The organism is Roseateles chitinivorans (assembly GCF_002761755.1).
Lineage (GTDB): Bacteria > Pseudomonadota > Gammaproteobacteria > Burkholderiales > Burkholderiaceae_C > Roseateles > Roseateles chitinivorans.
The window spans coordinates 1-14320 of record NZ_PEOG01000101.1; the positions used below are offsets into that span (position 1 = coordinate 1).

Below are 14320 nucleotides of genomic sequence, written 5' to 3' on the forward strand. Positions count from 1 at the left end.
CGGCCGTCTTCGCCGCGGCCTTGTCGGCGGCCTTCTCGGCCTTGGACTTGGCGGCCTCGGCGGCCTTGCGCGCTTCTTCCTCGGCGGCGGCCCTGGCGGCGGCTTCCGCGGCGGCGGCCTCGGCAGCCTCGCGGGCGGCGCGCTCCTCGTCGCGGCGCTTTTCCTCGGCTTCACGCGCGGCGCGCTCGGCTTCCTCGCGCTCGCGCATCTTGCGCGCCAGTTCTTCTTCCTGCTGACGCAGCGCCTCGGCCTGCGCCTGGGCTTCTTCCTCGCGGCGCTTCAGTTCGGCTTCCTCGGCGGCAGCGGCGGCGGCGTCGTCGACACCGTCCTCACGCTTGACGAAGACGCGCTTCTTGCGCACCTCGACCTGGATCGTGCGCGCCTTGCCCGAGGCGTCGGCCTGCTTGATCTCGCTGGTCGACTTGCGGGTCAGGGTGATCTTCTTGCGCTCGGCGCCGCCGGTGCCATGCGCGGTGCGCAGGTGGTCCAGCAGGCGTTCCTTGTCGCTTTCGTTCAGGGTGTCCTCGGCGGACGCCTTCTTGACGCCCGCAGCTTGGAGCTGCTCCAGCAGGGTGCTCGCAGGCCTGTTCAGCTCTGCGGCCAGCTGGGCGACGGTGGTCACGGCCATTGTTGAAATCCTTAAATCTTGTGTGGTGCGGAGCGGTCTGGTTTCGCTTGAAGTCGCTTCAGAGCGTGGCTGCTCGGGCGTTATGCGTTGAACCAGTGCTCGCGCGCCTTCATGATCAAAGCGCGTGCCGCTGCCTCGTCCAGGGACGAAATCTCGACCAACTCGTCGACGGCCAGGTCGGCCAGGTCGTCACGGGTGTGGATGTCGCCGGCCGCCAGCTTGGCGATCAGCTCCGGGGTCATGCCTTCCAGGTCGCGCAGGTCCTGCGAGACCTCCTCGACCTTCTCCTCGCGGGCGATCTCCATCGTCAGCAGCGCATCCTTGGCACGGGTGCGCAACTCGTTGACGGTTTCCTCGTCGAAGGCCTCGATCTCGAGCATTTCCTGCATCGGGACATAGGCGACTTCTTCCAGCGAGGCGAAGCCCTCGGCGATCAGGATGTCGGCGACTTCCTCGTCCACATCCAGCTTCTCGACGAACAGCTTGCGCACCACGTCCGATTCCTCGGCCTGCTTGGCGGCGGATTCCTCGGCGGTCATGATGTTGATCTTCCAGCCGGTCAGCTCCGACGCCAGGCGCACGTTCTGGCCGCCGCGGCCGATCGCGATCGCGAGGTTCTCCTCGTCGACGACGACGTCCATCGCATGGCGTTCCTCGTCCACGACGATCGACTGCACATTCGCCGGCGCCAGCGCGCCGATCACGAATTGCGCCGGGTCTTCCGACCACAGCACGATGTCCACGCGCTCGCCGGCCAGCTCGTTGGTCACGCCGTTGACGCGCGAGCCGCGCACGCCGACGCAGGTGCCGATCGGATCGACGCGCTTGTCGTGCGAGACCACGGCGATCTTGGCGCGGCTGCCGGCGTCGCGGGCGCAGCTCTTGATCTCGAGCAGGCCCTGCTCGATCTCGGGCACTTCCTGCGCGAAGAGTTCCTTCATGAACTCGCCCGAGGAACGCGACAGCATGATCTGCGGGCCGCGCTGCGTCGGATCGACGCCCAGGATCACCGCGCGGACGCGGTCGCCGGTGCGCAGGTTCTCCTTGGGGATCATCTCGTTGCGCTTGAGGCGGCCCTCGACACGGCCCGACTCGGCAATGATGTCGCCCTTGTCCAGGCGCTTGACGGTGCCGACGAAGATCCGCTCGCCGCGCGACATGAAGTCGTTCAGCAGCTGCTCGCGCTCGGCATCGCGGATCTTCTGCAGGATGACCTGCTTGGCGGCCTGGGCGCCGATGCGGCCGATGGGCACCGACTCCACGCCTTCCTCGATGTGGTCGTCGACCTCGATGTCGGCGATCTGCTCCTGCGCTTCGAACAGCAGGATCTCGGAATCCGGATTCTGCAGGCCGGCCTCGTTGGGCACGACATGCCAGCGGCGGAAGGTCTCGTACTCGCCGGTGTCGCGGTCGATGGCCACACGGATGTCGACCTCGCCGCCATACAACTTCTTGGTGGCCGAAGCCAGCGCCGCCTCAACGGCGCCGAACACCACATCGCGCTCCACGCTCTTCTCGCGCGAGATGGCGTCCACCAGCATCAACAGTTCGCGGTTCATTGATCGAGACCTCCGTCAACCTTGTCATCCGTCTGCCGGGACTTGGCATTGCTCTTCTTCTTCGACGCCTTGGGCTTCGCAGCCGCTCCGTCAGCAGATTCGGATCCCTGGGGCGCCAAGCCCGTGTTTTTCTTCGCCGCGGACTTGCCCGCGACCGCGCCGCCCGCCTTGCCCGGCGTGCGACCCTTGAAATTGATCTCCGGCACCAGCTTGGCCGAACGCACTTCGTCCAGCGCGAAGTCCAGCGCCTGCTCGGCCTTGCCGTCGGAGAAGATCACCCGCCAGTCGGTGCGCTGCGCCAGCGTGGCCGGGTCTTCCTCCGCGGCAACGCCTTCGGCGGCGACCAGGACGCCCCGGTACTTCTTGCGGCCCTGGAAAGCCTCGCGCAGGGTGATTTCCACTTCATGACCGAGGAACCGGGCGTAGTCGCCGGCATTGTTCAGCGGTCGGTCCAGACCGGGGGTCGACACTTCCAGGCGCGTGTAGTCGATCTCCTCGACCTCCATCACGTAGCGCAGCTGGCGCGTGACGCGCTCGCAGTCCTCGACGTTCACCGGCTGCTCCGGCTCCTGGCCACCCACGAGCGGCTTGTCGATGAACACGCGTAGCAAGCCCCCGGCGCTGCGTTCGCAGCCCACCACCTCGTAACCGAGACCGGTCACGGTTTTCTCAACAACGGCTTGCCAGCTCAAATTCATCGACGACGGTATCTATCCTGTAGGTCCTGTGGGGACAGCCAAAAAAAATGGGCTGGATGAATCCGCCCACCGTTCACTTTTTCAGCGAAGCTCGAAGTGTACTATGCAAACAGCATGCCGACAAGGCTGCGGCTTCGTTCACGGCGTGGCGTGCGAGAATCCCGGCCTCCCTCGAATCTATGAATACCAGGAGCAGACATGGGATTTCTCGCCGGCAAGCGACTGCTGATCACGGGCGTGCTGTCCAACCGTTCGATCGCCTACGGCATCGCCAAGGCCTGCCACCGCGAAGGGGCTGAACTGGCCTTCAGCTACGTGGGCGAGCGCTTCAAGGACCGCATCACCGAGTTCGCCGCCGAATTCGGCTCCAGCCTGGTGTTCGACTGCGACGTGGGCGACGACGCCCAGATCGAGCGCCTGTTCGAGGACCTGGGCCAGCACTGGCCGGAATTCGACGGCTTCGTCCATTCGATCGGTTTCGCCCCGCGCGAGGCGATTGCGGGCGAATTCCTGGACGGCATCACGCGCGAAAACTTCCGTATCGCGCACGATATTTCGGCCTACAGCTTCCCGGCGATGGCCAAGGCCGCGCAAAGCCGGCTGCGTCCGGGCGCGGCGCTGCTGACCCTGTCCTACCTCGGCGCGGATCGTTTCGTTCCCAACTACAACACGATGGGCCTGGCCAAGGCCTCGCTCGAAGCCAGCGTGCGCTACCTCGCCTACGGCCTGGGCGCCAAGGGCATCCGGGTGAACGGCATTTCCGCTGGCCCGATCAAGACCCTGGCTGCTTCCGGCATCAAGGACTTCGGCAAGCTGCTGAAGCAGTTCGCCGACAGCGCCGCGATCAAGCGCAACGTCACGATCGAGGACGTCGGCAACACGGCAGCCTTCCTGCTGTCGGACCTGGCTGGCGGCATCAGCTCGGAGATCGTCTACGTCGACGGCGGCTTCAGCCACGGCGCGATGGCGGGCACGGAGTAAGCGCCCCTCGCCCGGCCCCGCCCGTCGTTCGCGCGGACCTCGGTCGTCCGGGGACAGCAGGGCGTGGGATTGCGGCGGCCAGGCGCGCCAACGTTGCAAGTACGAAGCAACGAAGAAAATCGGGACCCCGCGGGGTCCCGATGTCGTTGGCCAGGCGCCGATTACTTCTTCTTCGCTTCCGCCGCGTCGGCATCCACCACGCAGTCGACGTAGTAGCGCGTCACACCATCGACGCCCTTCTCTGCCACCAGCCCATGGACATCGGTGGCGAAGCCCGGGAACTTGGCGTTGAAGTCGCGGGTGAACTTCAGGTAGTCGACGATGCGCTTGTTGAAGCGCTCGCCCGGGATCAGCAGCGGAATGCCCGGGGGATACGGCGTCAGCAGCGCGGTGGTGACACGCCCCTCCAGCTTGTCGATCTCGACGCGCTCCGTCTTGCGATGCGCGATGTGCGCGTACGCGTCGGACGGCTTCATCGCCGGCTCCAGGTCGGACAGGTAGACCTCGGTCGTCAGGCGCGCGATGTCGCCCTGGGCATAGGCCTCGTGCACGCTCTGGCACAGGTCGCGCAGTCCCATGCGCTCATAGCGCGGGAAGGCGGCGACGAAGTCCGGCAGGATGCGCCAGATCGGCGCGTTGCGGTCGTAGTCGTCCTTGAACTGCTGCAGCGCGGTCAGCAGCGTGTTCCAGCGGCCCTTGGTGATGCCGATGGTGAACATGATGAAGAACGAGTACAGGCCGGTCTTCTCGACCACGACGCCGTGCTCGGCCAGGAACTTGGTGACGATGCTGGCCGGGATGCCGGTCTTGGCGAACTTGCCGCTCATGTCCAGGCCCGGCGTGATGACCGTGGACTTGATCGGATCCAGCATGTTGAAGCCGGCCTCGATCGGGCCGAAGCCATGCCACTTCTCATTGGCCTTGAGCATCCAGTCCGCGGCCTTGCCGATGCCGTCGGCGGCCAGCTTGTCCGGCCCCCAGACCTTGAACCACCAGTCCTTGCCGTAGTCCTTCTCGACCTTGCGCATCGCGCGGCGGAAGTCCAGCGCCTCGAGGATGGACTCCTCCACCAGCGCCGTGCCGCCGGGGGGCTCCATCATCGCGGCCGCGACGTCGCAGCTGGCGATGATCGAGTACTGCGGGCTGGTCGAGGTGTGCATCAGGTACGCCTCGTTGAACAGATGCTTGTCCAGCTTCACGTTCTGCGAGTCCTGCACCAGCACCTGCGACGCTTGCGAGATGCCGGCCAGCAGCTTGTGGGTCGACTGCGTGGCATAGACCATCGCGGTCTTGGGCCGCGGGCGGTGCTTGCCCATCGCGTGGTACGAGCCGTAGAAGTTGTGGAACGCCGCGTGCGGCAGCCACGCCTCGTCGAAGTGCAGCGTGTCGATCCAGCCGTCCAGCTTGGACTTGATGGTCTCGGTGTTGTAGAGCACGCCGTCGTAGGTGCTCTGCGTCAGGGTCATGATCCGCGGCTTGACCTTCTTCGGATCCACGCCCTTGAGCAGCGGATTCCGCGCGATCTTCTTGCGGATGGTGTCGGGCGAGAACTCGCTCTCCGGGATCGGGCCGATGATGCCGTAGTGGTTGCGGGTGGGCGTCATGAAGACCGGCACCGCGCCGGTCATGATGATGCTGTGCAGGATGCTCTTGTGGCAGTTGCGGTCCACCACGACCACGTCGCCCGGCGCCACGGTGTGGTGCCAGACCATCTTGTTGGAGGTCGACGTGCCGTTGGTGACGAAGAAGCAGTGGTCCGCATTGAAGATGCGGGCGGCGTTCTTTTCACTTTCGGCGACCGGGCCGGTGTGGTCCAGCAACTGGCCGAGTTCCTCCACCGCGTTGCAGACGTCGGCCCGCAGCATGTTCTCGCCGAAGAACTGGTGGAACATCTGGCCGACCGGGCTCTTCAGGAAGGCCACGCCGCCGGAGTGCCCCGGGCAGTGCCACGAGTAGGACCCGTCCTGCGCGTAATCCATCAGCGCCTTGAAGAACGGCGGCGCCAGGCCGTCGAGGTAGCTCTTGGCCTCGCGGATGATGTGACGCGCCACGAACTCGGGCGTGTCCTCGAACATGTGGATGAAGCCATGCAGCTCCCGCAGCACGTCGTTGGGCAGATGCTGCGAAGTGCGCGTCTCGCCATAGACGTAGATGGGGATGTCCGCATTCTTGAAGCGGATCTCCTGGATGAACTTGCGCAGGTTCAAGACCGCCGGATCGAGCTCGCCGCCGTCGCCGTTGCCGGAGAACTCCTCGTCGTCGATCGACAGGATGAAGGCGCTGGCGCGGCTCTGCTGCTGGGCGAACTGGCTCAGGTCGCCGTAGCTGGTCGCGCCCAGCACCTCGAAGCCCTCTTTCTGGATGGCTTCCGCCAGGGCACGGATGCCCAAACCCGAGGTGTTCTCGGAGCGATAGTCCTCGTCGATGATGACGATGGGAAAGCGGAAACGCGGCGTCATGAGGCCTCCGGATCGGGGCAGGTCAAACAAGAAAGGCGCGAAGTGTAGGGCGTCAGCCGTGTCACGCAAGTGTTGATCCGGGGTTGTCGCAGAAACAGAACGGCGAGGCCGTCAATGGCCTTCAACTGCCGGCTTCAGGCCCCCGAAAGGACGGGAAACGCCCGCGGACCCGGGGCGTACACTGCGCCGGCACACAAAGACCGGGCGAACCACGGATCGACCGGGCCAACGAGGAGGATCTGATGGACTGGAGTGTCGCCACCTGGTGGTGGGTGATCTGCGGCGGGCTGGTGGCGGCGGAGCTCGCCAGCGGCACCACCTTCTACCTGTTGATGCTGGCCTTGGGCGCGGCGGCCGCGGCGCTGATGGCACATGCCGGCGGGCCCTTCTGGCTGCAGCTGGGGGTGGCTGCCGGTGTCGGCGGCGGCGCGGTGACCTGGTGGCACCTGCGCCTGAGACGCCATCCGCGCGCCCCCGCCGGCGAGAACCCCAATGTGAACCTCGACATCGGCCAGAGCCTGGACGTCGCGCTCTGGCGCGCGGACGGCACCGCCGAGGTCCGCTACCGCGGCGCGGCCTGGCAGGCGCGCTTCGTGGGTGCCGGCGTACCGCACAGCGGGCGCCATGTGATCCGTGCGGTCGAGGGCAGCTGCCTGCTCGTCGACGCTGCCTGATCGCCCCGTTCCCTGTTTCCGTTCCACATCTCCGGAGGAGGAGTCCCGCTCATGGAAATCGTCGCATTGGTCGTGCTGATCGTCGCCATCGTCTTCATCGTGCAGTCGGTGAAGGTCGTCCCGCAGCAGAACGCCTGGGTGGTCGAACGCCTGGGCAAGTACCACGGCACGCTGACGCCCGGCCTGAACATCCTGGTGCCCTTCATCGACCGGCTGGCCTACAAGCATTCGCTCAAGGAGATCCCGCTGGACGTCCCCAGCCAGGTCTGCATCACCAAGGACAACACCCAGCTGACGGTGGACGGCATCCTGTACTTCCAGGTCACCGATCCGATGCGCGCCAGCTACGGCTCCAGCAACTACATCATCGCGATCACCCAGCTGGCGCAGACCACCTTGCGCTCGGTGATCGGCCGCATGGAGTTGGACCGGACCTTCGAGGAACGTGACGCGATCAACGCCGCCGTCGTCCAGGCGCTGGACGAAGCGGCGCTGAACTGGGGCGTGAAGGTGCTGCGCTACGAGATCAAGGACCTGACGCCGCCGGCGGAGATCCTGCGCTCGATGCAGGCCCAGATCACCGCGGAGCGCGAGAAGCGCGCGCTGATCGCGGCGTCGGAGGGTCGCCGCCAGGAGCAGATCAACATCGCCACCGGCGAGCGCGAGGCGGCGATCGCGCGCTCCGAAGGCGAGAAGCAGGCCGAGATCAACAAGGCGCAGGGCGAGGCCGCGGCCATCACGGCGGTGGCGGAAGCCAGCGCCGACGCGATCCGCAAGATCGCCGCGGCGATCCAGCAGCCGGGCGGTGGCGACGCGGTGCAGTTGAAGGTGGCGGAGAAGGCGGTGGAAGCCTTCTCGCAGTTGGCCCAGAAGAACAACACGATGATCGTGCCGGCCAACATGAGCGAGGTCTCCGGCCTGATCGGCACCGCGATGGCGCTGATCAAGAGCGACAAGGTGATCCAGCCGGGTCGCTGAGCGCACCGCTCGCCGTGTTGGCGGCACGGACTCCGACAACTTTGCTTCAGCCCCCCGAAATCTGCGCTATGATCGCGGGCTTCGGAGAGATGGATGAGTGGTTTAAGTCGCACGCCTGGAAAGCGTGTGTAGGTTAATCGCCTACCGAGGGTTCGAATCCCTCTCTCTCCGCCAGACACGGACACGGGCCCTGAGCAATCAGGGCCCGTTTTCATTTCAGCGGCTGCCTGGCAGCCACAGCGTGCGCACGGTCAGCGCCGAGTCGCCGCCCAGCAGCAGCAGGCGATCGCCGACCGGCACCAGCATCCGAAGCACGTTGAATTCGCTTGCCTCCACGCCCACGCGCAGCGTCTTGACCGTCGCGCCGCTGAGCGGCCCTGCGCCGGCGTCCCACCAGCTCACCAGCGTGAGCGTCCGGTTCGCCGGATAGGCTGGCAAATCCGGCCACAGCGGCCCGGTGCGATCGACAAGCCCGAACATCCGCTGCCCCTGCCCCTGGAAGGCCGGGGTGCTGGAGTCGGTGCGCGCCCCCGGCATGCCGCGGACGGTCTCGTCATTCAAGGTGGCACCGCCACGCACCGGATTGAACTGGGCATCCAGGCGGAGACCGGCAGACTCGGGAAGCGGGTCGCCGGTCCGCAGGTCGCGGGCCCACATCAGCGCCGCGCCGTCGTCCAGCGGAACCACGGTGGGCGCGAGCCGATAGCTGGCCTGCGAGGCGCCGCTCAGCAGCAGGGTCTGCGTCAGGTCGCCGCTGTCAGGCGCCCACGCGGCCACCTGAACGTCCAAGGCCGCGATGGGCGACGCGTGGCCCGACCAGGCCGCCACCAGGCGCCCGCCGGAGAACGCGAAGGACGCGCGGTCCACGCTGGCGCCGGTGAACACCACCGACTGGGCGCCGACCTGTGTCCCGTCCAGCGCGAAGCGGCCCATCACCAGTTCGGTCGCGGCGCCGTCGGCCGTGCCTCGGCTCCAGAGCAGCGCCAGGTTGCCGCCTTGGGCGGCAGCGCCGAGCACGCTCGCGTCGCCCTGCCGCCCGGGCCTGGACAGCGGCAGCGTCGTCACCGTGCCCAGCAGATTGCCAGAGGCATCGAAGCGGGTCACCAGCGGGCCGTAGCCATTCACCGCGACCGCCTCGTTGCCCACGCGCAGATAGAAGCCGCTGCGCGGCTGGTTGTTCAGTCCCAGGTGGTGCTGGACGCCCGAAATGCCGCCGCTGGCATTCATGCGGTAGACGGTAAGCCCGTCCGCGGAGCGATTGGCAAACAGCAGTGCCTGGTCGCCCATCGGCACCACGGCGACGATGCTCGACGCCGACACGGACTGACCGGGAAAAATGGCGCTGGTCAGCGGCACGCTGGCGACGCTGGCCGGGCCCGCGCCATAGCCGGAGGTGGAGCCCTCGAAGGACACCAGCGTTTCCACGTTGCGCGTCACGCCGCTGAGGTCGGCCGTGGGCAGTTCGGTCTGCAGTTGCACCAGGCCCAGGCCTTGGGCATACCAGGCGCGCGTCTCGATCCGGATGACCGGCGACCACTGGCCGCTCGTGGAGGTCCGGATGCGGGTCAGCAGCGTCGTGTCGACCCGGATTGCCTGGATGCTGGGCAAGGTGGGCAACGCGACGGTCTCGAAGCCGACGACACGCGCATAGGCCGCGATGTCCGCGGCGTCATTGCGCTTGTCGCCGTCGACGTCGCTGCCCATGTCCTCGATGCGCCGGTCGATCAGGTGGTACTGCTCGCCAGCGCGCACGGGCGACTTGAGCTCGATGCGCGGCACCGGCACGCGCACGCCGGGTGCGAGATCCAGGTGATCGTTGGCGGTGATGGTGCCGGCCTCCAGGACCAGCGTGGTCTGGTCGCTCCCGCTGTTGCCGGCATTGGAAGTCGTTTCGAACACCTGCGCGGCCACGCTGGTCGGGAGGTGCTGCGTCACGGTGTCATAGACGACGGGCTGGGCGACGTTGGGCTGCGTCTGGACGCCGCGATATCGCCAGGTGCCGCCCGCGACCAGCGGGCGATAGACCGAGGCGTCGGCAGCCAGGGTCTCGCCCGGCGTGGAGGCCGGCGGCATCAGCGATGTCGTCGCCGGCGTGCCGCCTGGCGGCGTGCCGCCGGCACCAGCATCGGCGCCGCCGCTCCCGCCGCCTCCACCTCCGCAAGCGCTGAGCGCACAGGCCAGCACGACGAACAGCGCCTGCGGGCGCCACTGGAATCGAAGCATGGGTTCCCTCCCCTTTGAGGCCGTCGCTCGGTGTCCCTGGGCGGATCGCCTCGGGGACCCGGCTTGCTCCCTTTCTCGGGGCGGCAGCGGCGACTGGCCAATGACATGTGGCCGCGATGATAGTTGCCGGGCGAGCGCCTATCATCCCGCCCCATGCTGACCTTCGAACAACTCTTCGGTTTCCTGTTGGCTGCGATGCTGATCACGGCGTCCCCCGGCCCGGACAACCTGATGGTGCTGGGCATGGGCATCTCGAAGGGACGCCGGCACGGCATGGCCTTCGGCCTGGGCTGCGCGCTGGGATGCCTGAGTCACACCGTGCTCGCGGCGATCGGGGTCAGCGCGCTGATCGCCGCCTCGCCGGTGGCTTTCACCGCGCTGAAGGTCTGCGGCGGCCTCTACCTGATCTGGCTGGGCATCAAGGCGCTGCGCAGCCGCGGCGGCGCCAGCGTCGGCGACGCGTCGCAGGCGGAGGACTCACTCGTTCGCCTGTTCTTCAAGGGCGTCTTCGCCAACGCGATCAACCCCAAGGTCGTGCTCTTCTTCCTGTCCTTCCTGCCGCAGTTCGTCGTGCCGTCGCAGGGCCATGTGGCCGCCCAGACGGCACTGCTCGGCCTGACCTTCACCCTGCAGGCCGCGGTCCTGTTCGGACTGCTGGGCTACTTCGCCGGCGCCATCGGCCAGTGGCTGCAGCGCAAGCCGCGCGCCGGGCTGTGGCTGGACCGCGTCGCCGGCGCCGTCTTCGTCGCCCTGGGCCTGCGCCTGATCGTCTCGCGCTGAGACCTGTATTTCCTGCCGGTACGCGGATTGCTCGCGCGCCGGCGGTCCGCGCGGGGCGTCGGTTCGATCGCCCCGACGCGGCGCGCGGCCGCCGTCATAGAGGCGCCGGCGCCCTCCCGCCGATTTACTTGCCTGCGCAGGCATGGGGCTTGCCAAGTTGGAAACGTCCGGTTGCAGACCGGATCAACCACTTGCAGGGAGACCCCGCCATGAACCGCCCAGCCGGCCCGCTCAGCCCGATCGCCCCGCTCCAGGACCAGGTGCTCCAGCGCCACCTCGTCCAGTGCGCCAAGGCGCGCGGGCGATGGTTCGGATTGGCGCTGCTGGCAGAGCGGGTCCAGGGGGTGGTCCTGCCCCGGCTGGCCACCACCGCGGCCCTGAGCGCCGTCACCCTGGGTCTGTTCGCCCACTGGCTATGAGCACCGGCCGCAGCGCGGACGCCGCCACCCGACCGACGGCGACCGCGCCGGACCCCTCCCCCGACGACGACCGGCGACTCTCCCCTGAGCCGGCGCCGGATCCCCCGGAAATTGCGGAAGAACTTGCGCTGCTGAACCCGTCGCTCGGCCCCATCGAGCCGCCGGTGCGGGCGGTGCTGTTCGGTCAGGCGCGGTTCGAGCAGCACGGCCGCAGCCTCGCCCAGGCCCAGGCGGTCCAGGGCACCGCCGGCGCCGGGCAGTTCTTCCCGCGGCTCGACGACAACGTCGCGATGCTGCAGCAGACGCGCCGGCTGATCGAGAAGCGGCATCGCGACTTCCGCCACCTCGGCGCCGCCGGCAAATGGCTGCTGGACAACGCCGCGCTGATCGACGAGCAGACGCACCAGGTGCGCCGAGGGCTGCCGCGCAACTTCTTCCGCCTGCTGCCGCGCCTGCGCGACGAGCCGCTCGCGGGCCTGCCTCGCATCTACGGCGTCGCCTGGGCCTGGGTCGCGCACACGGACGGCGGCTTCGACACCGGGCTGCTGGCCGCCTACCTGCGCGCCTACCAGGAGGAGCGCCCGCTGTCGCTCGCCGAGCTGTGGGCGCTGCCGACAACGCTGCGCGTGGTGCTGGTCGAGAACCTGCGCCGACTGGCCGAGCGCTTCGCGACGCTGCAGGCGGCGCGCGACGTGGTGCACCACTGGTACGACGGCCACCCGGCGGCGTCCGGCATCGCGGCGATCACGGCCCTCGAGCCGCGCATGACCGAGCGCGGCGTCGCCGAAGCCTTCTGGCTGCAGCTCGATCACCGCCTCGAGGAACTGCCCCAGCCGCTGATGGGCGAGCTGGCCGCCTGGCTGAGCACGCGGCTGCCCGTGCCGGCGCAGGCGCTGGCGCGGCAGCAGGACGAGTCGATCAAGGACCTGCAGAGCATCCGCAACGCGATCACCGCGCTGCGGCGCATCGACCAGACGAACTGGCGCCAGCTGATCCAGTCAGTCAGCCCGGTGATGCGGACGCTGGGCGAGTCACCGGTCTTCGCGGCCGAGGCGCCGGACACCCAGGACCTGACCTTGCATGAGATCGAGCGCCTGGCCCGCAAGTCCGGGCGCCCGGAACTGGAGATCGCGCGCCAGCTGCTGGCGCTGACGCAGGGCGCCGGTCCGCCGGTGGATGGCGAACCGGACCGGCGCAGCGCGCCGATCTACTGGTGGCGCGGCGCGGGCCGGCCGACGCTGCTCGCGGCGCTGGGCCTGCGCGAGCATCCCTGGCCGCCGCACGACACCGCCCCCGGGCAGCGCTGGGCGGCGGTGGCCTACCTGGCTGGCCTGGCGCTGCTGGGCCTGCTCGGTCTCTCCTGGCTGATGAACCAGGCCCGGCCGGATGCGGCGCCCTGGCTGCTCGCCCTCACCGCGCTGCTGGCCGCCGGGCCGATCGGCGAGGCGGTGGTGGCGTTGACCAACCGCTGGATCAGCGAGCTCGCCCGGCCCGCGCGGCTGCCCCGCCTGGACTTTTCCCAAGGCCTGCCGGACGCCGAACGTACCCTCGTCGTCATGCCGGTGCTGCTGACGCGCGAGGAGGCCGTCGCCCCCTTGGCCGCCCAGCTGGAACAGCATCACCTGGCCAATCCCGAGCGGCTGGTGCAGTTCGCGCTGCTCAGCGACCTGCCCGATGCCTATGAGGAGCATCACCCCGGCGACACGATGATCGTGGTCACCGCGGCGGATGCGATCGCCGCGCTCAACGAGCGCCACGGCCCGCTGGCCGATGGCCGTCCGCGCTTCCTGCTGCTGCATCGGGCACGCGAATGGTCCTCCACCGAGCGTCGCTGGATCGGCTGGGAGCGCAAGCGCGGCAAGCTCGAGCGGCTGCTGCGGCTGCTGGCCGCGCCCGCCGGCGCGTCGCCGTTCGCCGACTTCGGCCCGCTGTCCCGGCCGGCGCCCGGCGTGCGCCACCTGATCACGCTGGATGCCGACACCGACATGCCGCCGGGCCGGCTGCGCGCGCTCGTCGGCACGGCCGCTCATCCGATGAACCGGCCGCGGGTGGACGCCGCCAGCCGTCGTGTCGTCGAGGGCTACGCGATCCTGCAGCCGCGGGTGCTCGCGCCGATGCCCGACGACGCGGCCAGCACGCCCTACCACCGGCTCTTCGTCGGCCAGTTCGGCATCGATCCCTACAGCGCGGTCAGCTCGGAGATCTTCCAGGACCTGTTCGGCGAGGGCAGCTTCACCGGCAAGGGCCTGCTGGACGTGCGTGCCTGCCACGCGGTGCTCGACGCCCGCCTGCCCGAGGGCCAGGTGCTGAGCCACGACCTGCTGGAAGGCAGCATCGCGCGCTGCGCGGGCGTGTCCGACATCACGCTGGTCGAGGACTCGCCGATGCATGCCGATGTCGCCCATGCCCGGCTGCACCGCTGGACGCGTGGCGATTGGCAACTGCTGCCCTTCATCGCGGGGGCGCGGCGCTACGGCATCGCGCCGATCAACCGCTGGAAGCTGATCGACAACCTGCGGCGCTCGCTGGTCGCGCCGATGGCGCTGGGCCTGATGCTGCTGGTGCTCGGCACGGCGGTCCTGCCGCTGGGGCTGACGCTGGCGGTGGTGGCGGGCGCTTTCGCCATCGGGCCGCTGGTCGGTGCGCTGGCCGGGGTGGTGCCCAGCCGCGACGGTCTGGCGCGTCGCCACTTCTATCGCGAGACCGGTCATGACCTGCGTCGCGCCGTCGGCCTCGCCGCCTGGCATGTCGCGCTGTTGCTGCATTTGTCGCTGCTCTACCTGGACGCGATCGGATCAAGGGAGGTCTGGAGATCCTTCAATTGCTCCGCAGCCTTCGCGCTCGCCGCCGCTCCCAACGCTCCGCTCAGGTCTCCCGTGATGGCGCCAATCACCGCATGCGCCGCGACCCGGTATTCACCG

10 protein-coding genes, 1 tRNA gene and 1 pseudogene are annotated in these 14320 nt (G+C 68.4%); 7 read left to right on the forward strand and 5 right to left on the reverse strand.

Annotation, left to right across the window (positions count from 1 at the left end):
* From CS062_RS23370 to rimP, 3 genes are all read right to left on the reverse strand, one after another.
* A partial coding sequence (locus CS062_RS23370; RefSeq protein WP_199174335.1) for a translation initiation factor IF-2 associated domain-containing protein occupies positions 1-628 on the reverse strand: 628 nt, incomplete at its 3' end.
* An 80-nt stretch (positions 629-708) separates the two neighbouring features.
* A complete protein-coding gene (gene nusA / locus CS062_RS23375; RefSeq protein ID WP_091732952.1) occupies positions 709-2187 on the reverse strand; it encodes a transcription termination factor NusA in 1479 nt (492 codons plus the stop codon).
* Positions 2184-2885, reverse strand: a complete 702-nt coding sequence (gene rimP, locus CS062_RS23380) for a ribosome maturation factor RimP (protein WP_368372872.1) — start codon at positions 2883-2885, stop codon at positions 2184-2186. The genes nusA and rimP overlap by 4 nt, the downstream gene beginning before the upstream one ends.
* Before the next feature lie 198 nt (positions 2886-3083).
* Between rimP and fabI the strand changes: the two genes are divergently transcribed.
* A complete protein-coding gene (gene fabI, locus CS062_RS23385) occupies positions 3084-3866 on the forward strand; it encodes an enoyl-ACP reductase FabI (RefSeq protein WP_099864118.1) in 783 nt (260 codons plus the stop codon).
* A 161-nt stretch (positions 3867-4027) separates the two neighbouring features.
* On the opposite strand, the gene CS062_RS23390 is transcribed toward fabI, so the two are convergent.
* Positions 4028-6325: an arginine/lysine/ornithine decarboxylase gene (locus CS062_RS23390; RefSeq protein WP_099864119.1), complete on the reverse strand. Its 2298-nt coding sequence runs from the start codon at positions 6323-6325 to the stop codon at positions 4028-4030.
* A 242-nt stretch (positions 6326-6567) separates the two neighbouring features.
* On the opposite strand from CS062_RS23390, the gene CS062_RS23395 reads away from it, so the two are divergent.
* The 3 genes from CS062_RS23395 (at position 6568) to CS062_RS23405 (ending at position 8151) form a co-directional block, all read left to right on the forward strand.
* The gene (locus CS062_RS23395) at positions 6568-6999 is read left to right on the forward strand and encodes an NfeD family protein (protein WP_099864120.1); all 432 of its coding nucleotides are present in this window, start codon (positions 6568-6570) and stop codon (positions 6997-6999) included.
* 51 nt (positions 7000-7050) lie between these two features.
* Positions 7051-7977, forward strand: coding sequence for an SPFH domain-containing protein (locus CS062_RS23400; protein ID WP_099864122.1), 927 nt, complete (start codon positions 7051-7053; stop codon positions 7975-7977).
* Positions 7978-8060: 83 nt separating this feature from the next.
* A tRNA-Ser gene (locus CS062_RS23405) sits at positions 8061-8151 on the forward strand.
* A gap of 42 nt (positions 8152-8193) precedes the next feature.
* Here the strand turns inward: CS062_RS23405 and CS062_RS26670 are convergent.
* Positions 8194-10200 carry a hypothetical protein gene (locus CS062_RS26670; RefSeq protein ID WP_199174336.1) on the reverse strand — a complete coding sequence of 669 codons (2007 nt, stop codon included), beginning with the start codon at positions 10198-10200 and terminating at the stop codon, positions 8194-8196.
* Between the two features lie 153 nt (positions 10201-10353).
* Between CS062_RS26670 and CS062_RS23415 the strand changes: the two genes are divergently transcribed.
* From CS062_RS23415 to CS062_RS23425, 3 genes and pseudogenes are all read left to right on the forward strand, one after another.
* Positions 10354-10980, forward strand: coding sequence for a LysE family translocator (locus CS062_RS23415; protein ID WP_099864123.1), 627 nt, complete (start codon positions 10354-10356; stop codon positions 10978-10980).
* A gap of 209 nt (positions 10981-11189) precedes the next feature.
* Entirely contained in the window at positions 11190-11399 is a 210-nt protein-coding gene (locus CS062_RS23420; RefSeq protein ID WP_099864125.1) for a hypothetical protein, read from the forward strand.
* A pseudogene (locus CS062_RS23425) lies at positions 11396-14320 on the forward strand (GH36-type glycosyl hydrolase domain-containing protein); the annotation flags it as partial. The gene CS062_RS23420 and the pseudogene CS062_RS23425, both read left to right, overlap by 4 nt.